Here is a 22891-nt window from a genome sequence, read left to right as displayed (position 1 = left end):
GACGTTGGCATTAAGTTTTTGCGCAAGCAGCCGAGTCAGACCGTAGGCAATATTCAAACAGGTCCGACTCCTGCTCATCACAGGGAGAGGCGAAGGTATCAGGGAGCGCTTGATGTTCGGGTTTCGCAAATTGGCTGGGTGCGCGCTGGTGGCGGGCACTGTCGTGCTCAGTGGCTGCACTTCACTTTTCATGGGCAAGCAGTATGAGTTTCCTCGCGCGGACGAGCCTTCGGCCACTGTTCGCTTGAAATTTGGCTCTGGCACCACACTGGACGCCATCACCTTCAGCGAAAAAACCTGCTACGCGGGGTTCACCCCGCTGCCCTCTAACGGTGAATACATCGAGTCGAAAGTCGCCGTAGACAAAGAACTTGTCCTGAATTACACCAACGTGGTGGGTGGCGCGCAGTGTCAGATTCCGTTTGCCTTCACACCGCAGGCTGGCGCGACGTACCTCGTCAAAAGCGGCTTCTGGAGTGAAACCAAGCCTGGTCTCATCCCTGTCTTGAACCATGACCAATACCATTGCGGGATAGTCGTGATGAAGAAGGTTGGCGATCAGGAGAGTGTTCAACCCATCCAGCAACTGCGCATGAGGACGGGATTTCCCTGCCTCAGATTCCTGCCGTTGGAGAAGTAGCGTTTGCGCGATGACGGCGAACCTGAGCGTCAGGCCTAAGCTAATGCAAAAAGGGTATTTGTTCGTGGTTTTTAAGATCGTTTAGTTTTGTCTCACGACGAATCAAACGCATCAAACCGATAGACCCCCGATTGCCATGACGGCACACGCTGAATCGATCAAAGGCTCTTCAGGTTTGGTTCACACGGGAGTGAATCATGCCGCATACCCTCGATATCACCACGCTGCCGACGCTGGACCTTTCGTTGTTCGAAGGCACCGCGCAACAGCGTTATGAATTTCTTGAAAACCTGCGTCACGCCGCGCGTGACGTCGGCTTTTTCTATCTCACCGGCCATGGCATCGACAGCCACCTGCTCAAACAGGTGCAGGATCACGCACGGCAGTTCTTCGCCTTGCCCGAGCAAGAAAAGACCGCCGTCGGCATGATCAATTCGCCGCACTTTCGCGGTTACAACCGTGCCGCTTCCGAGATCACCCGTGGTCAACCCGACTGGCGTGAGCAGTTCGATCTCGGCGCCGAGCGCGAAGCGTTGCCGCTGGACGCGGACAGTCCGTTGTGGGCGCGCTTGCAGGGGCCCAACCAATGGCCGGCGGCGCTGCCAGAACTAAAACCGCTGCTGCTCGAATGGCAACAGGCGATGACGCGCATGGCGTTGCGTCTGCTGCGTGCCTTTGCCCAGGCGCTGTCGCTGCGGGCGGACGCGTTCGATCAGTTGTACGGCGACAAGCCCAACGAACACATCAAGTTGATGCGCTATCCAGGCCAGGCCGCTAGCGCGAGCCAGCAGGGCGTCGGCGCGCACAAGGATTCCGGGTTCCTCAGCTTTCTGCTGCAAGACCAGCAGGCCGGTCTGCAAGTGGAGGTCGAGGAAGGGCGCTGGATCGATGCGCTGCCCCGCGACAACACGCTGGTGGTGAACATCGGTGAACTGCTGGAGCTGGCCACCAACGGTTATCTGCGCGCCACGGTACACCGCGTGGTGTCGCCGCCCGCAGGCAGCGAACGCTTGTCCATCGCCTTCTTCCTCGGCGCGCAACTCGATGCCGTGGTGCCGCTGTATCCGTTGCCCACCGCGCTGCTGCGCGAAGCGCGTGGCCCGGCGAGTGATCCGCTCAATCCGTTGTTTCGCGATGTCGGCTGGAACTACCTCAAGGGACGGTTGCGTTCGCACCCCGACGTCGCCCGGCGCTTCTATGCCGACGCGCTGATGCCCGCCGCACCGGCTCGTAAAACCGCCAACGCCTGATTCATCACTCGCTCAAGGACTCCGCACATGTTGAAAAAAGCAGGTTTGACCCTGGCCGTGCTCGGCGCGCTGGTGACTTCGTTCGGCGCGCAGGCACTGGAGCCGTTGCGCGTGGCCGCCGACCCGGTGCCCCACGCGCAGATTCTCGCGTACATCCAGACAATCGATCCGCAACTCAACCTCAAGGTCATCGAGATTCCCAACGGCGTGAACTCCAACGAGCTGCTGGTGCATGGCGATGTCGATGCCAATTACTTCCAGCATCTGCCTTATCTGAAATCCCAGGAACAAGCGCTGGGGCAGAAACTCGCGGTGGCCGCCACGGTGCATATCGAGCCGCTGGGCATCTATTCGCGCCGACACAAAAGCTTCGCCGAGGTGCCGGAAAAAGGCACCGTCGCCGTGCCCAACAACGTCACCAACCTGAGCCGTGCGCTGTACCTGTTGCAGGACAACGGCCTGATCAAACTCAAGCCCGGCTTCAAGGATCCGGCAGCCGATCAGGCCACACCCAAGGACATCGCCGAGAACCCGAAACAGCTGAAGATCCTCGAAATCGAATCGCCGCAAATCCCTCGGGCGCTGGACGACGTCGATCTCGCAGTGATCAACGGCAACTACGCGCTGGAAGCCGGACTGGTGCCAGCCCAGGATGCGCTGGGGCTGGAGAAGGCCGAGCACAATCCGTACGCCAACATTCTGGTGACCACGCCGACACTGCAGAACGATCCGCGCATTGCGCAACTGGCCAAAGACCTGACCTCGCCGCAAGTGGCGAAATACATTACCGATAACTTCAAGGGCTCGGTGATTCCGGTGGAGGATGGCAAGCCATGATCGTCGTCGAGCAGGTCAGCAAGACCTACCCGTCAGCCGCCGCGCCGGCACTGGATCAGGTGTCGCTGAGTATTCCCGACGGCGCGATCTACGGCATCCTCGGGCGGAGCGGCGCAGGCAAGTCGACCCTGTTGCGTTGTCTCAATCTGCTCGAACGCCCGGACAGCGGGCAAATTCTCATCGACGGCGTGGACCTGCTGAATCTGTCGCCCAGCGACCTGCGCCGCCAGCGGCAGCGCATCGGCATGATTTTCCAGGGCTTCAATCTGCTGCATTCGCGTACCGTCTTCGACAACATCGCCGTGCCGCTGGAAATCGCCAACGTCGGTAAACCGTGGCGCCATGTGCGGGTGCGCGAGCTGCTGGAACTGGTCGGTTTGACGGACAAGGCGCAAGCCTTTCCCTCGCAGTTGTCCGGTGGGCAAAAACAACGGGTGGGGATCGCCCGCGCCCTGGCCGCCGAGCCGGCGTATCTGCTGTCGGACGAAGCCACCAGTGCGCTGGACCCGGAAACCACCACGTCGATTCTTGACTTGCTGCGCGACATCAACCGGCAATTGGGCGTGACCATTGTCCTGATCACCCATGAGCTGGACGTGGTCAAGTCGATCTGCGATCACGCGGCGTACATGGCGGACGGGCGCCTGGTCGAGTCCGGCCCGGTGCCGCGTTTGCTCGCCGATGCGCAATCGAGTCTCAGCACTTCGTTACGTCCAACCTGCGGCCTGCCGCTGGGCCACGACATCCCTGGTCTCAGCTTCCTCAAGCAATACGGCGTGCGGGCGGCCCAGTCATGAACCGCACGATCAACTGGGATGAAATCCTGCAACTGCTGTTCAACGCCACCGGCGAAACCCTGTACATGGTCTTGCTCGCGGGGCTGTTCACGCTGCTGATCGGTTTGCCGCTCGGGGTGTTGCTGTTCGTCAGTCGCCGTGACGGACTGTGGCCGCTGCCACGGCTCAATGCCGCGCTGGGTTCGCTGGTCAATCTGGGGCGTTCGCTGCCGTTTGTGGTGATGCTGATTGCGCTGATTCCGCTGACGCGTCTGCTGGTTGGTACGACCCTGGGCAGCACCGCTGCGGTGGTGCCGATCACCATTGGCGCGTTTCCGTTTTTCGCGCGGATCGTCGAGAACGCGCTGGATGAAGTCGACAAGGGCCGGATCGAAGCGATCCTCGCCATGGGCGGCGATATCCGTCATGTGATTTTCAAAGTGCTGCTGCCCGAAGCGCTGCCGGCACTACTGGCGGGGATCACCCTGACGCTGGTGATGCTGATCGGTTTTTCATCCATGGCCGGGGTGATTGGCGGTGGCGGCCTCGGTGATCTGGCGATCCGTTACGGCTATCAGCGTTTCAACAATGAAGTGATGGTCGCCACCGTGGTGGTGCTGGTCATTCTGGTGCAGGGCGTGCAGAGCCTGGGCGACCGACTGGTGCGTTCGCTGGCCCATCGACGTTAAGGAATTTTATGAGTGTCGTCGTGGCCCGCGCGCCGCTGATTCAAGTGCGTGATCTGAGCAAGAGCTTCGGCTCGAACCGCGCACTGGATCGCATCAGCCTGCAGATTCATCCCGCCGAAGTGTTGGCGTTGCTCGGTGCCAACGGTGCCGGCAAATCGACGCTGGTGAAGATTCTCGCCGGCAGCCAGCGCGGCGATGGCGGCGAGATTTACATCGACGGTCAGCCCCGGCAATTCAGCTCGCCGCTGTCGGCACGTCGGGTCGGGATTGTCGCGGTGCATCAGCAGATCAACGAGGGCATTGCGCCCGGTTTGAGCGTGGCGGAAAACCTGCTGCTCGATGAGTTGTGCAAACCCGACGCAGACTTCTGGCTCAATCGCAAACGCCTGCTGGAGCGCGCCGCGAGTATTGCCGCCGGATTGGGGCTGGTGTTGCCGCTGGAGCAGCCGATCGAAGACCTCGGCCAGGCCGAACGGCAGTTGGTGGTGCTGGCGCGGGCCTTTGCCTTGCAGCCGCGTCTGCTGATTCTCGATGAGCCGACCGCCGCGTTGTCGGACGCCGAGGCGCAACGGCTGTTCGGTCTGATCGACACCCTGCGCAGCCGTGGCGTGGCGATTGTTTACATCTCCCATCGCTTGTCCGACCTGCAACGGGTGGCGGATCGCGCCATTGTCCTGCGCGATGGGCGACTGGCCGGAGAGTTCAGTGCGCGGCAGTTGCCGGAAGCGGTGCACGCCATGCTCGGGCAGGCGCTGGACGGGCATGTCTACACGCCCGGCAGCGTGGGCCGAAAAGTCCTTGGTGTGCGCGGTTTGCAGATTTTGCCGCGCTCCAGGCGTTTCGATTTCGACCTGCACCAAGGCGAAGTGGTGGTGCTGACCGGGCTGCTCGGCGCCGGTAAAAGCGAGATTGCCGAAGTGCTGTTCGGCTTGCGCAAAGCCGTGGCCGGCAGCCTGCAGCTGGATGGCGTGGAATGGCTGCCGGGTTCGCCAAGGGCGGCGATTCGCAGCGGTGTGTTTCTCGCGGCGGAGGATCGCGCTAGTCAGTCGCTGGTGCCGGATTTCTCCCTGCGCCGGACTCTGACGCTGCCGTTTCTGCAGCGCTTCACCCGTGCCGGGTTCATTCGCAACCGCGCCGAAGCTGCAGCGGTCGAGGCGCAAGTCGCGGCGCTGGGGATCAAGACCGCCGGCATCGAGGTGCCGATGAGTGCGCTGTCCGGCGGCAATCAACAGAAAGTTGTGCTGGGTCGCTGGCTGCTCGGGGACGGGCGGGTGTTGATTCTCGATGAGCCGTTTCAGGGCGTCGACGTGCGCGCCCGCCGCGAAATCGGCCAACTGCTGCGCGACAGTGCCGGCGGCCGGGCAACCCTGGTGATTTGCGCCGATGTCGATGAAGCCTTGGAAATCGCCGACCGCATTCTGTTGGTGCGCGATCACGCGGTGGTCGCCGAATACCCGCGCGCCGGCCTTGAACGCGCGACCCTGGTCGCCGCGCTGGCCGGCAGCGACGCTAGCGAAAATCCCTTTCATGCCACGCCAAGGAGCAGAGCGAGTGCCTGATTCGAGTTCATTGTTGTCGTCCGCTACGGCACCCGCCGAGCGCCTGTTGCACGCGCTGATCCGCTACGGCCTGTTGTGGCTGCTGGCGCTGATCGTGGTGTTTTTCAGTGTCGCGGAGCCGGCGTTTTTGCGCGTCGGCAATCTGTTCAGCATCTTGCAGTCGGTGTCGATCGTCGCGCTGTTGGCCCTTGGTGTGACGCTGACCATGGCCGTCGGCGGACTTGATCTGTCGATTGGGGCGGTGGCAGCGATGAGCCTGATGATCGCCAGTTACGTGATGGTGGTGCTCGGCTGGGGCGCGGTGCCGGCGGTGCTGATCAGTCTGGCCGGTGGCGCACTGGTCGGGCTGCTCAATGGCTGGCTGATCGTCAAGCTGCGGGTGCCGGACATTCTCGCGACGCTGGGCAACATGTTTCTGGTAATTGGCGTGCAACTGATTCCCACGGGCGGACGCTCGATTGCGGTGGGCATGACCTTGCCCAGTGGCGTGGAAACCGAAGGCACCTTCAGTGCGGCGTTTCTCGCCCTCGGCCGCGGACGTTTGTGGGAGGTGGTGCCGGTTCCGGTGTTGATCACGGCGCTGGTGGCGCTGGCGGTGTGGCTGTTTCTTGAGCGCACGCGCATCGGCCGATTGTTTTATGCGATTGGCGGCAACGAGCAGGCGGCGCGATTGGCAGGTGCGCCGGTACAGCGCTTGAAGTTGCTCGCTTACGTGCTGTCGGCATTGCTTGCCTCGCTCGGCGGATTGCTGTTGGCGGCGCGCCTGGGTCGGGGGGATGTCAGCTCCGGCAACGGTCTGGTGCTCGACGCCCTCGGCGCGGCGCTAATCGGTTTTGCCGTGCTCGGAGCGAAGAAGCCCAATGCGTTCGGCACGTTGGTCGGCGCACTGCTGGTGGCGTCGCTGCTCAATGGCCTGACCATGCTCAACGCGCCGTATTACGCGCAGGATTTCGTCAAGGGACTGGTGCTGGTGCTGGCCCTGATGTTCACCTTCGGCCTCGCGCATCGGGCGCGCTGAGCCGGTTCATTTGTCGCCGCAAGGAAGATGTATGCACGGTTCAATCAAGCGGTTCGCACGCCATTGCCTCGCCGGCGCGGTGCTCTCGGCGTTGGCTTTGAGCGCTCAGGCCAAGGCATTGCCGGGTGCTCCGGCGCCGTTCGACAAGGGGCAGGTGCAGATCGCGTTGGTCGGCTATCTGTTTTCCGGGGACTTTCCCGAGGCGTACCTGCGCGGCGTGGAGAAACAGACCGAGGCGCTGGGGGCCAATCTGCGGGTGTTCGATGCGCGGCAGCAGGCGGCGAGTCAGGGCGAGATGATCGATCAGGCGATCGACCTCGGCGTCGACGGGATCATCGTGCAACTGGGCCTGGCGGAAACCCTCAAGGGACCGATTGACCGGGCGATCGCCAAAGGCATCAAGGTGGTGGCGTTCGACGTCGATCTGAACAGCCCGCAAGTGACCCAGGTCGAGCAGGATCACCATGCACTGGCGCGACTGGCGCTGGATCAGGCGGTGAAGGACAACGGTACGCGGTTCGATGCCGGTTACGTGTACATCAGCGGCTTCACGCCGATGGAGCGCCGCGACGAGATCTGGAGTCAGGTGAAAAAGGCCAATCCGGGCATCATCGAGAAGGCGCGTTTCGGCACGCTCAACCCGCCGATTGCCAACTCGGTGGCGGATCAGGCCAGCGCAGTGCTGCGCGCCAATCCGGATATCAGCGTGATCTTCGCGCCGTTCGACGAGTTTGCCAAAGGCGCGAAGATCGCCGTCGACGAGGCCGGTCTGGGGCGCAAGGTGAAGATCTACAGCGCCGACATTTCCACCGCCGACATTCAGATCATGAAAGAACCGGACAGCGCCTGGGCGGCGACCGCCGCGGTCAATCCGCAAGTGGCGGGGGCGATCAGCGTGCGCAGTCTGGCGATGTTGATTGCTGGCGAAAATCCTGGGCATCAGGTGCTGGTACCACCGACCCTGATCACCCGTCAGCAGTTGCTCGATCTGGACGTGAAAAACGTCCGCGACCTGGCGCAGAAGCTGCCGGCGTTCGGTGATACCGCCAACGTGGCGCGGGCCGAGTGGATTCCTGTGGCGAACTGAATGCAGCCGTTATCACCGGGTGATGCGCTGTATGCGCGGCAGGCATCCTGACGCGCTTGGGAGTGAATATGCACAACAAAGCCATGCGCTTGCGCAACAGCCGCGCACCCAAGGCTGATCCGGCGCTCGGTCAACGCTTGCCGCCGGGGCAGGTGTTGACGGAGCGGTTCCCGATCCTCCACGAAGGCACGGTGCCGGAGTATGAATTGGCAACCTGGTCACTGCGCCTGTTCGGCAAGGTCGGGCGTGTCGTCGAGTTGAGTTTTGCTGACCTGCAAAGGTTGCCGCAGCGCGAGTTGCAATGTGACATTCATTGCGTGACACGCTGGTCGAAGTTCGACACGCAGTGGAGCGGGGTGCATCTGCAGGATCTGCTGAGCGAGTTCGGGATCCAGCCCGCTTCACGTTTTGTCATGGCCCACGCCGATCACGATTACCAGACCAACCTGTCACTCGACGACCTGCTGCACCCGGACAGCCTGCTCGCCACCCATTACGCCGGCCAACCCTTGACCGCCCAGCACGGCTGGCCGCTGCGGCTGGTGGTCGCCGGGCGCTACTTCTGGAAAAGCGCCAAATGGTTGCGCGGTCTGGAGTTTGTCGACGAAGAACAACCCGGCTTCTGGGAGCGCAACGGCTTTCACCTGCACGCCGATCCGTTTACGGAGCAACGCTTTAGTGCACAGGCCCTGGACATCGCCGCGGATGCCTGGCTGGAAAAGGAATTCGACTAAAGGTTTGCGCATGTTTGCAGTCAACATCTCGGGTGACTGGACTGGCCCCTTCGCGAGCAAGCCCGCTCCCACATTGGATCTGCGGTGGATGAAAGCAATGTATTCGCCCCGATCAACCTGTAGGAGTGAGCCTGCTCGCGATGGGGCCCGAACATTCAACTGCTTCGGTGGCTGATACACCGCTATCGCGAGCAGGCTTACTCCTACATTGGAACTGTGGTGGATGAGAAGTCAGTGTTCACCCCGTCAAACCTGTGGGAGCGGGCTTGCTCGCGAAGGGGCCAGCCCAGTCGATATTTTCGGTGACTGAACGATAGCTATCGCGAGCAGGCTCACTCCTACAAAAGACCTTTGTCTGATCTCGAATTAGTTGGTGTTAGTTACGGCTTCGGTGTTTGTCCAGCAACACTTGTGTTGGACTAAATACAGTTAATCAGCCCGATCTAACCTAAGTGTTATTGGTTCTTTTACGGCAGGCCTTCGGCCCGTCTAGCATCGGTGTTCAAGGGGAAATAACTAACTTTGGGGATTCCGCGCTTCACTCACTCATCACGTTAAAAAGCCTTCACCGCCTTCCTGATTTCTACAACTACAGCAGACATTGCCGCGCATTGATTGCCGACCCTTTATTGTCGGCAACGGCCGGGTATTAGCTGCGATAAAGGAGCTGTCACATGTATCAGCGTTCCCGTTCATTACTGGCCATCGCGGTGGTCGGTGCGATCTGGCAAGTTCCGGCGCAAGCCGAAGACACTTCCACGCGCGTTAACGATGACACACGGCTGGGTACCGTGCTGGTCACTGGCACCCGTGGCACTGCTCGCACGGTGCTCGATTCTCCGGTGCCGGTTGACATATTGACTGCCGCCGATCTCAAGTCCACCGGCGCGGCCGACGGTGAGCTGGGCCAGGCGCTGCAAACCTTGCTGCCATCGTTCAGCATGCCGCGTCAGTCCAACTCCGGTGGTGCCGACCACGTGCGCGCCGCACAGCTGCGCGGCATGAGCCCGGATCAGGTGCTGGTGCTGGTCAACGGCAAGCGTCGTCACACTTCAGCGGTGGTCAACGACTCGTCGAAAATCGGTCGCGGTACGGCGCCGGTGGACTTCAACTCGATCCCCATCAGCGCGATCAAACGCATCGAAGTGCTACGCGACGGCGCCGGTGCGCAGTACGGTTCCGATGCGATTGCCGGGGTGATCAACATCATCCTCGACGACGCGCCCGAGGGCGGTGAAGTGTCCACCAGCTACGGCGCGTTTCACACCCATCAGGACGCCATCGGCAGAACCACCACCGACGGCCAGAACAGCGTGACCACGGCCAAGATCGGCACGCGCCTGGGCGAAGAGGGCGGGTTCATTCGTGGCGGCACCGAGTACAAAAATCGCAACCCGACCAACCGCGCCGGTTTCGACGGGTTTGCCGATACCCCGGACCAGCGCAACTACGTGATGGGCGACGGCCTGGCGCGGGACGTCAACCTGTGGTTCAACAGCGAGCTGCCACTGGCCGGCGGCAAGGCCTACAGCTTCGGCACTTACAACCAGCGCCACACCACCGGCGCCGAATTCTATCGCTACCCCTACGAGCAGCCGCAGTTCTATCCCAACGGCTACCTGCCGCAGTCGCTGGGCGACAACAAGGATGTTTCAGCCACCGCCGGTTTCAAAGGCATGATCGGCGAAGACTGGGACTTCGACAGCAGCGTCACCCATGGCCGCAACCGCTTCGATTCATCAACTCGCCGCACGCTCAACGTCAGCCTCGGCGCGGACTCACCAACGAAGTTCGACACCGGCGATTACGAGCTGCGTCAGACCACCACCAACCTCGATTTCAGCCGCGAACTGCGCCTCGGCGGACGCTCGTTCGTGCTGGCGCTGGGCGGTGAATACCGCTACGAAAACTACCTGACCTACGCCGGTGACGAGGCCTCCTACATCGGCTCCGGTGCTGACGGCGCCAACGGCCTGCGCCCCAGCGAAGAGTCGGACCTGGACCGCAACGTGTTTGCCACCTACGCGGAAATTTCGGGCGATCTGACTGACCGATTTTTCGTCGACGCCGCCACGCGTTGGGAACATTACGACGATGCCGGCAGCAAACTCACCGGCAAGCTCAGTGGTCGCTACAAACTGACCGAGCAGTGGGCGCTGCGCGGTGCGGTGTCGAACAACTTCCGCGCGCCGTCGCTGGCGCAGAGCGGGTTCCAGAACACCACCAGCAACTTTGGCGAAGGCGGCACGCTCACCGATATTCGCGTGCTTTCGGTCAACGACCCGATCGCGCGTGCGCTGGGTGCGCAAAAGCTCGATCCGGAAACCTCGAAGAACTTCAGCCTCGGCCTGACCTTTCAGCTCAACGAACGCTTCGATGCCTCGCTCGATGTATTCCGCATCGACGTCAAGGATCGCATCACCCTGTCGCAGCGCATCGGCAGTGACGCCATGGAGCAATACATCAACGACAACTTCGGCGTGGCCGGGGTGCATGACGTCAACTTTTTCACCAACGCCGCCGACACCAGCACCCACGGTGCCGAGCTGGTGCTCAACTACCATCAGCCGCTGTATGAAGGGCAACTGGGCCTGACCACCGCGTACACCTACAACCACACCAAAGTCACCAGCACCAAAGGCACGCCTTCGCAACTGACGGCGTTGGGTATCGGCAACGATGCACTGGTCGGCGTTGAAGAAACCAATACCCTGACTGACGCTGCGCCCAAGGATCGTTTCGTGTTTTCCGCCAACTGGGCCAGCGAACACTGGGGCCTGCTCGGGCGTCTGACCCGTCAGGGCGAGACCACTCGCGTGTTCGACTTTGGCGACTCGCAACCGGAGCAGACCTATGGCGCGGTGTGGCAACTGGATGCCGAGGTGACCTACAAATTCACCCCGAAATTCAGCGTCGCCCTGGGCGGCAACAACCTCACCGACAACTACCCGGAGCGCTCCGGCTCGGCGATCAACTACGGCGGCAACCTGCCGTATGACGTGCTGTCGCCGATCGGCACCAACGGCGCTTACTACTACGCCAGCGCCACCTATGGCTTCTGAGCCGAACCGCCATGGACGGCGGATCTTCTGCGGGACACTCAATGAATCACTCCAACGGCCCCAAGCGTCACCTGCCGGTGCTGCAGGCATTGCTGATCACGCTGGGCATGGTGATTACCACCGACATCCTCAAGACCGCGCCGACCGTTGCGCTGAACGTCGGGCCGGAATATTTCTACTGGGTCTGGGTGCTCGGCGGCCTGGCGTCGATGGCCGGGGCGTTGTGCTTTGCCGAAATGGCCACGGCGTTTCCACATCCTGGCGGCGACTATCACTTTCTGCGCACGGCCTATGGCGAGCGCATGGGTTTCCTGTTCGCCTGGTCGCGCTTCTCGGTGATGCACACCGGCTGGATCGCTTTGTCGGCGTTCATGTTTGCTGATTACGTCAATGCCGTGGTACCGCTCGGTCGGTACGGTTTGGGGATGTTTGCCGGCGGGGTGATCGCCGCGTTGGTGCTGCTCAATCTCACTGGCAAGCACATCGGTTTCATCACTCAGACCTTGCTGGTGGGCTTGTTGGCGCTGGGCTTTCTGAGCATCGCCAGCGCCGGTGTGTGGCTGGCGTGGCAGGGGATTGAAGCACCGCCACCGAGCGTTTCGGTCACGCCGGAAAACACCGGTATGGCCGGGTTTTCGGCGGCGATGATTTTCGTGTTTCTGGCGTTTGGTGGCTGGAGCGATGCGGCCACATTATCGGCGGAAGTGCGCGACGGGCGGCGAGGGATTTTCATCGCCATGCTCGGTGCGCTGACGCTGCTGATGGCGATTTATCTGGCGCTGAACTGGGCGTTTGTGCGAGGCCTGGGTTTCGCTGGACTGGCAGCGAGCAACGCACCGGCGGTGGAGCTGTTGAACCGTGCATTCGGTGCGCCGGGGGTGCTGCTGATTCTGCTGATGGTCGGCATCGCGGCCATCGCTACCATCAACTCGACCTTGCTGGTCGGCGCCCGCACCACCTATGCCGCTGCTCGCGATGTGTCGCAGTTGCGTCGTTTCGGCGAGTGGCACGAACGCGACGGCGTGCCGCGCAAAGCCTTGCTGGCGGAGGGCGCGGTGGCATTGTTGCTGGTGCTGTTCGGCAGTTTCACCCAGAGCGGCTTCAACACCATGGTCGAGTACCTGACCCCGGTGTACTGGCTGTTTCTGAGCTTCAGCAGCCTGGCGTTGATCATCCTGCGCCGGCGTTTCCCTGAGGTGCCGAGGCCGGTGAGGGTGCCGTTGTACCCGCTGTTGCCGCTGGTGTTTTTCGGACTGTGCCTGTACATGCTCTATTCGAGCGTGACGGTGGTGGGGTGGGGCGCGTTTCTGGGGATTGGCGTGTTGCTGGTCGGTGCGCTGCTGCTGGCGGGATTGAGCCGCCTGGCGTCGACGCCTCGGCAAGCTCTCGGACAGATCAGCGATTAGAACGATACCTCGGCAGGTTGCGACAGACGCAGTACCGACAAGTCCCCGGTAATGCGTTTGTACGCCAAACGAATCGCTTCGATGTTGCCGGCGTTCTGCGGATTGTTCTCGTGCAGGATCACAATCACCTTGGTGCTCAGCCGCTCCGGCTCCTTCGCCCCATGATCACGCCACTGCCCATAGGCATCGAACACGGTGAAACCGTCGGGAAACCGCGACGTCACTTCCTTGTCGAGAAACGCGCGCCAGCGCGCCGGGCTGACGGCGCCTTCCTTGCCATCCACCGTGCCTACCGAGAAGTACAGCTCGGTGCGAATCCACTGCGCCTGCGCCGGGCGCGAGGCGTCGCCTTGCAGGGTCGAACTGGAAGGGTCTTTGGTGTGCACCGAAACAGCAGGAGGACTGGCGCACCCGGCGACAGCGACAAACAGTGCAGCCAGTAACAGGCGTCTTTGCATGGAATATCCCTTGTTATGAGTTAAGTGCAGACGCGCAATTATAAGGGGCGAGGTTAATAGCGATAAAAGATTAAAAAGTGGTTTTTTGGTTGATTAATGGAATAAGAAACCAACGAGTCCTGGATGCTCAATGTACCGCCGCCTTCGCGGGCAAGCCCGGCTCCCACAGGTTTTTGCGGTGTACACAGATCCGTTGATCGAAACATCTCCCTTGTGGGAGCTGGCTTGCCAGCGAAAGCGGTGTGTCAGGCAATAAAGATGCTGGATGTACCGCCGCCATCGCTGGCAAGCCAGCTCCCACAGGTTGTGTGGTACGCACAAATCCGCTGATCGACGCTGAGAAACGCCAGCTAAAAATATGCCGCTCAGCGCCCCTCATGCTGCTTGCGATAAGCCCCCGGTTGCACCCCCACCGACTTGGCAAACGCTCGTGTAAATGCGGCGATCGACTGATAGCCCACGGCCGCGCACACCTGTTCCACCGTGTGATTGGCCCGCAGCAACTGGCAGGCATGCCGAATGCGCAACGCCAGCAATACCTGCCCCGGCGATTGCCCGGCCAGTTCGTTGAAGCGTTTGAAAAACGCCGAGCGCGACAGGCCGATACTCGCCGCCATGCTCTCCAGCGACCACGGCAATTGCGGCTGTTCGATCAACTGGTCCAGCAACGGCGCGAACTGCGGATTGCGCGCCAAAGCCACGAGGCCGCCGAGGCGCTGGTTGTCGGCCATCTGTTGGCGCAACACATACAAAAACAGCAGATGACTCAAGCGTTCGAGCAGCGCCGAGGAGGGCGCCGGCAGGCGTTCGCACTCTTGCAGGATCAACTCGAACAAGGCTCGCGCCGCGCTGGAAGACGGATCGCCCGCGCGCAGGATGATCCAGTCCGGCAGGCCTTCGATGATCAGCGACGACAGCCCGGACTTGAAATGAAAGAACCCGCAGACCAGCCCGACGCCATCCTGTGCCTGACTGTCGAGCGCGGTCATGGCAATACGTGGCAGGATCTGGGCGAGGGCCGTCTCTTCGGCGCTGGAGAGGCGGTAGTTCAGATCGCGCAGCAGAAATACCGCATCCCCGGCGTTCAACGCTACCGACTGCTCCTGCCCGTTAATGTGCAGCCAGCAACGCCCCTGCACGATCAAGTGAAAACTGGCGCGCGCCAGCCCGTGCGTACTCGCATGCCAGCCACCGCAATAGCGGCCGACGTGGAACAGGCTGGCATCGAGTTCGAGGCTTTCTAATAACCAATCAACCAGGGGGCTGGACGAAATCATCTAATGGAAACACTCAGGAGCAAGTAATCGCTACTTTAGAATATGGATCGAAATTTTTATAACCAACAGACTGGCCGGACACTCAACAGCAGGAGTCCACTCCATGTCGCGCGTTACTCTACACACCGTGCAAAGCGCTCCCGAAGCCGCCAGATCGTTTCTGGAAAACGCTCAGAAGAACTCCGGATTCATTCCGAACCTGCTGGCCGTGCTGGCCAATGCCCCGGCCGCGCTGGAAACCTACGTTACGGTATCGGCGCTCAATGGCAAGTCCGAACTCAGCCTTGCCGAGCGCGAAGTGGTGCAACTGATTGCGGCCACCAACCATGGTTGCGATTTCTGTGTCGCAGGTCATACCGCCGTGGCGCTGAATAAGGCCAAACTGCCGCCGGAAGTGGTCAGTGCGCTGCGTGAGAAAGCCACCGTGCCCGTGGAAAAACTGGAAACCCTGGCCGCGTTTGCCCGCGAAGTGATTGCCACCCGGGGCAAGGTCAGCGACCAGACCTTCAACCAATTCAAGGCTGCCGGCTACACCGAAGGCAATGCGCTGGAAGTGATCCTCGGCATCAGCCTGGCGACCCTGTGCAACTTCGCCAACGTGTTCGCCGACACGCCGCTCAATCCCGAGCTGGCGCCGTATCGCGCGTAATTGGCCAGCGCTTCAGGCCGCATCGTCTATGGTTGATGCGGCTGCGTACAAGGAGAGAAACGACATGCTCAATCCGGTATTGATGCAATGGCTGGAACACAACGCCCAAGCCCTGGATGCGGGCGACGGCGATCCGCAACAGGTGCTGACGCAACTGGCGCAGGCCGGGGTGCTACGGGTCGGCATCAGCCCGGCGCTGGGCGGCAGCGGTGGCCACGTCAGTGATGCCGTGGAAACCCTGGCCGCCGTCGCCAGCCATTCATTGGCGGCGGCATTTGTGTTTTGGGGCCAGCGGGCCTTCATCGAATACCTGTTGCACAGCCCCAACACTGCGCTGAGGGAAAAACTGCTGCCGGCGTTGCTTAGCGGCGAACTGGCCGGCGCCACCGGTTTGTCTAACGCGATGAAATACCTGTCGGGCATCGAGGCACTGCAAGTGCGCGCCGCCGACACCGCAGACGGCTGGACCTTGAACGGGCGCCTGCATTGGGTGACCAATCTGCGCCAAACCGGTTTCGTGGTGGCGGCGGCGATTGAGCACGAGGAGGGTGGTTCGCCGTTCGTGCTGGCGATCGCCGATGACGCTGCCGGCGTAAAACGTTCCGCCGATCTGCAACTGATGGGGCTGCAATCGAGCAACACTGCCGCCATCGATTTCGCCCAAGTCGCGGTCGCTCGCGAATGGTTGCTGCATGAAGATGCGCGCAAGTTTCTGCCAGCGGTGCGCCCGGCGTTTCTCGGCTTGCAATGCGGCATGGCGATTGGTCTGGCGCGACGGGCGCTGGCCGAGGTCGAAGGGCATTTGCAGGACGGCCGTTCGATTCTGCTGGAGCCGTTGCAGGAACAACGCGAGCAACTGGCGCAGAGCGTCGATGCGCTCAAGCAGGGTCTGCACGACGGACGTTTCCTGACCCAGCCGGGCGCCTTGTTCCAGATCCGCATCGCGCTGGCCGAATCCGCCGCCAATGCGGTGCAACTGGAATTGCAGTCCAGCGGCGGCAAGGCCTATCTGACCGAGCACGGCAGTGGTTTCGCCCGGCGCTGGCGTGAGTCGGCGTTCGTGCCGATCGTCACTCCGAGCCTGGTGCAGCTACGCGCTGAATTGCAGCGGCAGAAACGGGAAGCAATGGCATGACCGCGCCGGTGCTGGAGGCGCAGGGCATCAGCCTCGGTTACCCGCGAGAGGAGGGCTGGCACACGGTGCTGGAACACTTCGACCTGCAACTGCAGCCCGGTGAAGTGGTGACCATTCTTGGCCCCAGCGGTGTTGGCAAATCCAGTCTGCTGCGAGTGCTGGCGGGTCTGCAGGCGCCGCGACAGGGTCGGGTGAGCCTGCTTGGCGAGCCACTGACCGGCGCACATCCACGGGTGGCGGTGGCGTTTCAGGACCCGAGCCTGTTGCCGTGGCTGACCCTGGAAAAAAACGTCGCCTTCGGTCTCGACTTCGCCCGCCAGCCGCATCTCACGGCCGAGCAGCGCAAGGCGCGGATCGACCACGCCATTGCTGCGGTCGGCCTCGAACATGCGCGTCAGCAGCACCCGGCGCAGTTGTCCGGCGGCATGGCCCAACGCACAGCGTTGGCGCGGTGTCTGGCCCGTCAGCCGCAGGTGCTGTTGCTCGATGAACCGTTCGGTGCGCTGGATGAAATCACCCGCGCCGACATGCAGCAGTTGCTTCTGCAACTGATTGCCGAGCACCACACCGCAGCCGTGTTGATCACCCACGACATCGACGAAGCCCTGCTGCTTTCCGAGCGGATTCTGCTACTGGGTAACAGCCCGGCGCACATCCTCGGCGAGTGGCGCATCGACCTGCCTCAGCCGCGTGCCGCGCTGGTCGAGGAACTGGGTGCGCTGCGCATCGACATCCTCAAAACCCTTCGGCGGGCGAGCCGCAACCCCCTCACTCAACCTGTGCCCGCTACGTCGGAGATTGACCATGTGCCTGGACGACTTCACTCACACACGTCGTGACTTCCTCAAACTCAGCGCGCTGCTGACCGCTGGCGGCGCGTTACCGTTGCTCAACAGCCTCAACGCGCGCGCCGCGTCCGAGCCGAACGCGCCGGTGCGCATCGGTTATCTGCCGATCACCGATGCCACGCCGCTGCTGGTCGCGCATAACAATGGCCTGTTCGAAGCCGAAGGCATCCAGGCTGAGCGCCCGGTGCTGTTGCGCAGTTGGGCGCAGGTGATCGAGGCGTTCATTTCCGGGCAGGTCAACGTGATTCACCTGCTGTCGCCAATGACCGTGTGGGCGCGTTACGGCAGCAAGGTGCCGGCCAAGGTCGTGGCGTGGAACCACGTCGGCGGCTCGGGCCTGACCGTGGCGCCGGGCATCACCGAGGTCAAGCAACTGGGCGGGCAATCAGTGGCGATTCCGTTCTGGTATTCGATCCATAACGTGGTGGTGCAACAGCTGTTCCGCGACCACGGTCTGGTGCCGGTGAGCAAATCGGCGAGCGCCGCGCTGGCGCCGAACGAGGTCAATCTGCTGGTGCTGCCGCCGTCGGACATGCCGCCGGCCCTGGCGAGCAAACGCATCGCCGGCTACATCGTCGCCGAGCCGTTCAACGCCCTGGCCGAGGAACTCAAGGTTGGCCGCGTGCAGCGCTTTACCGGCGACGTCTGGCGCAATCACGCCTGCTGCGTGGTGTTCATGCACGAGCAGGATCTGAACAACCGCCCCGAGTGGTCGCAGAAAGTGGTCAACGCCATCGTCAAGGCGCAGGTCTGGACCCGCGACAACCGCGCCGAGGCGGCGAAACTGCTGTCCAAGGACGGCGCCAATCGCTATACGCCGCACGCGCAACCGGTGCTCGACCGGGTGCTGTCGCCGGCCACCAGCGACCGCGAGCAATATCTGGCCAGCGGCGCGATTCAGCACAGCCATTGGGACGAGCAGCGCATCGACTTTCAACCGTACCCGTTCCCCAGCTACACCGAGGAACTGGTCAAGCGCCTGAAGGACACGTTGATCGAGGGCGACAAGGGTTTCCTTGCCAACCTCGATCCGCAGCAAACCGCAAGGGATCTGGTGGACGACCGCTTCGTGCGCAATGCCATCGCTGCGGTCGGCGGCATGCAGACTTTCGGCCTGCCGGAAAGCTTTGATCGCAGCGAGGAGTTCAGCCTCTGATGCGTCAGCGATCTTCTTCGACCGTACACGGTTTGTTGGGTGTGGCGGGGCTGTTGGGCCTGTTGCTGCTGTGGTGGCTGGGTGTACACATGTTCGGCGGCAACGACAGCCTGGCGCTGCGTTTTTCACCCGAGGCAACCTTGGCCAGCCTTGGCGAACTGCTGCTGCGCCCGGAGCTGTACGAGCATGTGCTGGTCAGCCTGAAGCGGATTCTGGTCGGTCTGCTGCTGGCGCTGTTGATCGGCGTGCCACTGGGCTTGATGATCGGCAGCTACCGGCATCTGGAATCGGCGACCACCCCGGCGTTTCAGTTTTTGCGGATGATTTCGCCGCTGTCGTGGATGCCGGTGGTGGTGATGCTGATGGGCGTTGGCGATCAGCCGATCTACTTTCTGCTGACCTTCGCTGCGGTGTGGCCGATCCTGCTCAACACCGTGGCCGGCGTGCGCCAGCTCGACCCGCGCTGGCTGCAACTCAGTCGTAGTCTTAGCGCCACCCGTTGGGAAACCCTGCGCAAGGTGATCCTGCCCGGCGTGCTCGGCCATGTGCTGACCGGGGTGCGGTTGTCGATCGGCATTCTGTGGATCGTGCTGGTGCCGTGCGAGATGCTCGGGGTCAGTGCCGGGTTGGGCTACTTCATCCTCGATACGCGTGATCGACTGGCGTATTCGGAGTTGATGGCGATGGTGCTGCTGATCGGTGTGCTGGGCTTTGCGCTGGATGCGTTGGCGCGCTGGCTGCATCGGCGCTGGGCGCCGGCCTGAGCCTCTTCGCGAGCAGGCTCGCTCCCTGCGCGCAATCCCGCAATAAAGCCCTGTGGGAGCTGGCTTGCCAGCGATGGGGCCGTGTCAGCCACCACCCTTGCAGACTGACCCACCGCCATCGCTGGCAAGCCAGCTCCCACAGTAATCTCGGCCAGTAACCAAGTCCGTGTACACCGCAAAACCCTGTAGGGGTCACGGGCTCGACGCTGGTTTCGCCAGCGCAATCCCCGCATCCCCCAACCGCTTGAGAATTTCGAACAGCAAATCACTCTTGGTCCCGCCGACGATCCGTGGGCTGCCGACGTAGCCCGTCACGGTGAGGGTGATGCCATCGGGCGAGAGTTTGCTGAAGCGCACGTACGACGCTGGTTTGTCGAGGATGTTTTCGTTTTCGCGGTAGGTGTTCAGCAGCAGTTCCTTGACCTGTTCCGGGTCGATGTCCAGCGGGAACATCAGCTCCAGGCTCGCCACCCCCTGGGCGCTGCCGCCGAGGGTGACGTTGCGCAGGTTCTGCGAGATCAGTTGCGAGTTGGGCACGATGACGATCGAGCGGTCGCTGAGCTGGATTTCCGTGGCGCGCACGTTGATTCGGCGGATATCGCCTTCGACGCCGCTGATGCTGATCAGGTCGCCGACCTTCACCGGGCGCTCGGTGAGCAGGATCAGCCCGGAGACGAAGTTCTTGACGATCTCCTGCAAGCCGAAACCGATCCCCACCGACAGCGCACTGACGATCCACGCCAGATTGGTCCAGCGCACGCCCAGCGACGACAGCGTCAGGAGGATGACCGTGGCATAACCGATGTTGGAAAACAGCGTGCTCAACGACGCGCACATGCCCGGATCCATATCGGTCTTGGGCAGGAATTCGTTGTCGAGCCAACGGCGCAAAGCGCGGATCAGGTAGATGCCGATCAGCAGCGCCAGAACGGCATTGATCAGATGCGCCGGAACGATGTTCAGCTTGCGCAACCCGGCGCCACCGAGAATGCCCATGACATTGGTGGTCAGTTGCCCGAACGTGGTGCCGATGCCGCCGACGAACAGGGTGATCACCGCCAGCAGCAACAGCCCGGCACGGCTGGCACCGGACAGCACGATCGAAACCTGCTCCAGCCGCCGGTCGCCCATGCCCAGGGTCTGCTTGATGGTCTTGCCGGCCGAGTAGCGCGGCGAGAACAGGTATTCGCAGGCGTCCTTGACCACCTGCACCAGCAAATAGAACCCGGCCAGCACGATATAGGCCCAGACCAACTCATAGGTGACGAAGCGGGCCAGCGACACGTAGCCGGTGAGCAAGGCCAGCGCCGATATGCACATGCACACCGTGGCAATGCTGTAGATCGCCCCGGCAAACGTGCTGCCGGCCTCCGGTTCATTGGCGGTGAGCAACGCTTTGCGCACTCTGCCGACGCGCAACAGCAGCGGCACCAGAATCACGATCACCACGATGGCAATCACCCCACGCTGGGCGATCACGATCTGGCTGCTCATGCCGGTGGCGTTGCTGACCTGCACCAGCGTTACCAGCACCAGCAGAGTGGCAGCGAGAATCCTTGGATAGGGCCGCAACGCCAGCGCCACCGAGTCGGCTATCGCCGGCAGCCGCCATGAAGGATGCTGAGTCGACAGCAGCGCGCGGCTCAGCGCGGTGATCAGGACGCAGGCGTAAACGGCTTTTTCAAACTCCTCGGAAAAAGTCTGCAGCATGGGCGTCAGTGGTTCGTGGCGGGTGCAGGCATAGAACAGAAGATGCAGGGCGATGGCCGTGGTGCCAAGGGTCGCCAGCGCCGAGGCGAATGCCAGCGCGCTGCGGCGCAGGCGCCCCTCCGGCATGCGGTGGATGCAAACCCAGGTCAGGCCACGCTCGGCGAGTCGGCGGCCGAGCGTCCAGAAAGCCAGCGCCAGCAGCACCAGCACACAGGTGAAAAAGCGCTGGCCGGGCGCCCAGACCGTGGCCCAGGTGAGTTTCACCTGATTGATGAAAAAATTCAGGCGCTGACGATCATCCGGCTCTGGCGACACCAATGGCGACCAGAAGTCCGGACTCAGGATGCTGTCGGTGCGCAGCGTCAGTTCGCTTTCGAGCAGTGTGCGGCGGATGCCGGCGATTTGCGTGATCAGATCAGCCGCGCTTTGTTTGAGCGCGGCAAGGCTTTTGAGCGTGGCGTCGACCTTGTTTTTCTGCTCGTTGAGCTGCGCCCGTTGCGCGGCGATTTCCGCCTGTTCGGCGGCAATCTGCGTATCCGGCGCCGCGCCGAGCACCCCCAGTTGCACCGCCAGTTGTGCCTGCTGCGGCAACAGAGAAGCCGACAACCGATCGATGTCCAGAATGAACGTTTGCACCCGGTCTTGCGGGCCTTCGAGCTGGTTGTAGTTGTTGGCGGCGGAAATCTGCTGCTTCAGCCCGTCGAGGCGCAGTTGCAGGGCTTGCAGATCACTTTGCGAAACCTCCACCAGCGGCGCCGCAGTGGTCGCCGAAGGCGCCGGCAAATCCGCCGCCCACGACGCCGAACCGCCGGGAACAAGCACGGTCAGCGCGACAAAAAACAATGACTTCAATGTGTTGCGCATGAGAGGGGCCGGTTCTCGTTGATCACACAATCTATGAGGTTAGGTGATCGAACCGGGCACGGCGGAAAATTTCAGGCGAGCAGGGCGGGCCAGTGAGCCGGCCGTGCCGTGTACGCCCTCAGTCTCAGCTAAGTATTGGCTCGTATCTTCCCCCCTGCGCAAATTCAGCGCTGGACAGGAGAGGCGACCCGCACATGAATCCCGCAAAAGCCGGATGGCTTAACAAAGTCCCCGAAGTGACACTGGCCTTCTGGGTGATCAAGATTCTCTCGACGACCGTGGGGGAAACCGGCGCCGACTTCCTTGCGGTGGATGCCGGTTTCGGTGCTGGCTGGACCAGCATCGGCATGGCGCTGTTACTCGGGTGCGCGCTGTTCTTTCAAATGCGTAAAACCGCGTATACGCCCTGGATCTACTGGTTGACCGTGGTGCTGGTGAGCATCGTCGGCACGCAGATCACCGACATCATGACCGACATGCTCGACATCAGCCTGTACGTCAGCACTGCGGTGTTCTCGGTGTTGCTGGCCGTTAACTTCCTGATCTGGTTCACGATGGAGGACAACCTGTCGATCCGCGAAATCAACACGCCGCGGCGCGAGCTTTTTTACTGGTCCACTGTGCTCTGCACCTTTGCCCTGGGCACTGCCGCCGGGGACCTGGCAACCGAAGCGTTGGGGTTGGGCTTCACCGTCGGTGCAGTGATATTCGGCGCGCTGATCTCGGCGACGCTGTTGGCCTGGCGGATGGGGGCCAACGTGGTGCTGACCTTCTGGATCGCCTACATCCTCACCCGTCCGTTCGGCGCCTCTCTCGGTGACTTGCTGACTCAGGCCAAGACCTACGGTGGCCTGGGCATGGGTGCCGCCTGGACCAGTGCGATCTTCCTCAGCGTCATCGTGCTGCTGGTGGCGGTCGCGCAGATCAGCCTTGGCAATCGCAAAACCCTCACTCAATAAACGTTTGGATACC

20 protein-coding genes are annotated in these 22891 nt (G+C 62.1%); 17 read left to right on the top strand and 3 right to left on the bottom strand.

Annotated features, from left to right (window positions below; translation table 11 throughout):
* Positions 1-112 precede the first annotated feature (112 nt).
* From JN524_RS22055 to JN524_RS22005, 11 genes are all read left to right on the top strand, one after another.
* Entirely contained in the window at positions 113-640 is a 528-nt protein-coding gene (locus JN524_RS22055) for a hypothetical protein (RefSeq protein ID WP_202370695.1), read from the top strand.
* A 197-nt stretch (positions 641-837) separates the two neighbouring features.
* Positions 838-1890, top strand: coding sequence for an isopenicillin N synthase family dioxygenase (locus tag JN524_RS22050; RefSeq protein ID WP_202370694.1), 1053 nt, complete (start codon positions 838-840; stop codon positions 1888-1890).
* A gap of 27 nt (positions 1891-1917) precedes the next feature.
* Positions 1918-2727 carry a MetQ/NlpA family ABC transporter substrate-binding protein gene (locus JN524_RS22045; protein ID WP_202370693.1) on the top strand — a complete coding sequence of 270 codons (810 nt, stop codon included), beginning with the start codon at positions 1918-1920 and terminating at the stop codon, positions 2725-2727.
* Positions 2724-3524, top strand: a complete 801-nt coding sequence (locus JN524_RS22040) for a methionine ABC transporter ATP-binding protein (RefSeq protein ID WP_202370692.1) — start codon at positions 2724-2726, stop codon at positions 3522-3524. Before JN524_RS22045 ends, JN524_RS22040 begins: the two co-directional genes overlap by 4 nt.
* The gene (locus JN524_RS22035; protein ID WP_047599773.1) at positions 3521-4192 is read left to right on the top strand and encodes a methionine ABC transporter permease; all 672 of its coding nucleotides are present in this window, start codon (positions 3521-3523) and stop codon (positions 4190-4192) included. Before JN524_RS22040 ends, JN524_RS22035 begins: the two co-directional genes overlap by 4 nt.
* 8 nt (positions 4193-4200) lie before the next feature.
* Positions 4201-5751 carry a sugar ABC transporter ATP-binding protein gene (locus JN524_RS22030; protein WP_202370691.1) on the top strand — a complete coding sequence of 517 codons (1551 nt, stop codon included), beginning with the start codon at positions 4201-4203 and terminating at the stop codon, positions 5749-5751.
* Positions 5744-6769: an ABC transporter permease subunit gene (locus tag JN524_RS22025; RefSeq protein ID WP_202370690.1), complete on the top strand. Its 1026-nt coding sequence runs from the start codon at positions 5744-5746 to the stop codon at positions 6767-6769. The genes JN524_RS22030 and JN524_RS22025 overlap by 8 nt, the downstream gene beginning before the upstream one ends.
* Before the next feature lie 31 nt (positions 6770-6800).
* Positions 6801-7856, top strand: coding sequence for a substrate-binding domain-containing protein (locus JN524_RS22020; protein ID WP_202370689.1), 1056 nt, complete (start codon positions 6801-6803; stop codon positions 7854-7856).
* 68 nt (positions 7857-7924) lie between these two features.
* A complete protein-coding gene (locus tag JN524_RS22015) occupies positions 7925-8590 on the top strand; it encodes a sulfite oxidase-like oxidoreductase (RefSeq protein ID WP_202370688.1) in 666 nt (221 codons plus the stop codon).
* Positions 8591-9264: 674 nt separating this feature from the next.
* Complete coding sequence (locus JN524_RS22010; protein WP_202370687.1) at positions 9265-11652, top strand: TonB-dependent receptor plug domain-containing protein; 2388 nt, start codon at positions 9265-9267, stop codon at positions 11650-11652.
* Between the two features lie 41 nt (positions 11653-11693).
* On the top strand, positions 11694-13058 hold the full coding sequence (locus tag JN524_RS22005) for an APC family permease (protein WP_202370686.1): 1365 nt from the start codon (positions 11694-11696) through the stop codon (positions 13056-13058).
* Here JN524_RS22005 and JN524_RS22000 read toward each other — a convergent pair.
* Both JN524_RS22000 and JN524_RS21995 read right to left on the bottom strand, forming a co-directional pair.
* Positions 13055-13516 (bottom strand): DUF3574 domain-containing protein, encoded by a 462-nt coding sequence (locus JN524_RS22000; protein ID WP_202370685.1) that lies wholly within the window; start codon positions 13514-13516, stop codon positions 13055-13057. The genes JN524_RS22005 and JN524_RS22000 overlap by 4 nt on opposite strands.
* Positions 13517-13881: 365 nt before the next feature.
* Positions 13882-14793, bottom strand: a complete 912-nt coding sequence (locus tag JN524_RS21995; protein ID WP_202370684.1) for an AraC family transcriptional regulator — start codon at positions 14791-14793, stop codon at positions 13882-13884.
* A 103-nt stretch (positions 14794-14896) separates the two neighbouring features.
* Between JN524_RS21995 and JN524_RS21990 the strand changes: the two genes are divergently transcribed.
* From JN524_RS21990 to JN524_RS21970, 5 genes are all read left to right on the top strand, one after another.
* On the top strand, positions 14897-15442 hold the full coding sequence (locus tag JN524_RS21990; protein ID WP_202370683.1) for a carboxymuconolactone decarboxylase family protein: 546 nt from the start codon (positions 14897-14899) through the stop codon (positions 15440-15442).
* 64 nt (positions 15443-15506) lie between these two features.
* Positions 15507-16577: an acyl-CoA dehydrogenase family protein gene (locus tag JN524_RS21985; protein ID WP_202370682.1), complete on the top strand. Its 1071-nt coding sequence runs from the start codon at positions 15507-15509 to the stop codon at positions 16575-16577.
* Positions 16574-17416 carry an ABC transporter ATP-binding protein gene (locus JN524_RS21980; protein WP_202370681.1) on the top strand — a complete coding sequence of 281 codons (843 nt, stop codon included), beginning with the start codon at positions 16574-16576 and terminating at the stop codon, positions 17414-17416. Before JN524_RS21985 ends, JN524_RS21980 begins: the two co-directional genes overlap by 4 nt.
* On the top strand, positions 17382-18581 hold the full coding sequence (locus JN524_RS21975) for an ABC transporter substrate-binding protein (protein WP_202370680.1): 1200 nt from the start codon (positions 17382-17384) through the stop codon (positions 18579-18581). The genes JN524_RS21980 and JN524_RS21975 overlap by 35 nt, the downstream gene beginning before the upstream one ends.
* Positions 18581-19345: an ABC transporter permease gene (locus tag JN524_RS21970; protein WP_202370679.1), complete on the top strand. Its 765-nt coding sequence runs from the start codon at positions 18581-18583 to the stop codon at positions 19343-19345. The genes JN524_RS21975 and JN524_RS21970 overlap by 1 nt, the downstream gene beginning before the upstream one ends.
* 192 nt (positions 19346-19537) lie before the next feature.
* Here the strand turns inward: JN524_RS21970 and JN524_RS21965 are convergent, their stop codons facing one another.
* The gene (locus JN524_RS21965) at positions 19538-21919 is read right to left on the bottom strand and encodes a DUF3772 domain-containing protein (protein ID WP_202370678.1); all 2382 of its coding nucleotides are present in this window, start codon (positions 21917-21919) and stop codon (positions 19538-19540) included.
* 194 nt (positions 21920-22113) lie between these two features.
* Between JN524_RS21965 and JN524_RS21960 the strand changes: the two genes are divergently transcribed.
* Positions 22114-22878: a COG4705 family protein gene (locus JN524_RS21960; protein ID WP_202370677.1), complete on the top strand. Its 765-nt coding sequence runs from the start codon at positions 22114-22116 to the stop codon at positions 22876-22878.
* The last annotated feature ends 13 nt before the right edge of the window (positions 22879-22891 follow it).

Origin of the sequence: Pseudomonas sp. MWU318, assembly GCF_016756945.1 — a bacterium.
Taxonomy (GTDB): domain Bacteria; phylum Pseudomonadota; class Gammaproteobacteria; order Pseudomonadales; family Pseudomonadaceae; genus Aquipseudomonas; species Aquipseudomonas putida_A.
The sequence above is the reverse complement of the archived record's forward strand: the minus strand, read 5'-3'. Positions and strand labels throughout refer to the sequence as shown.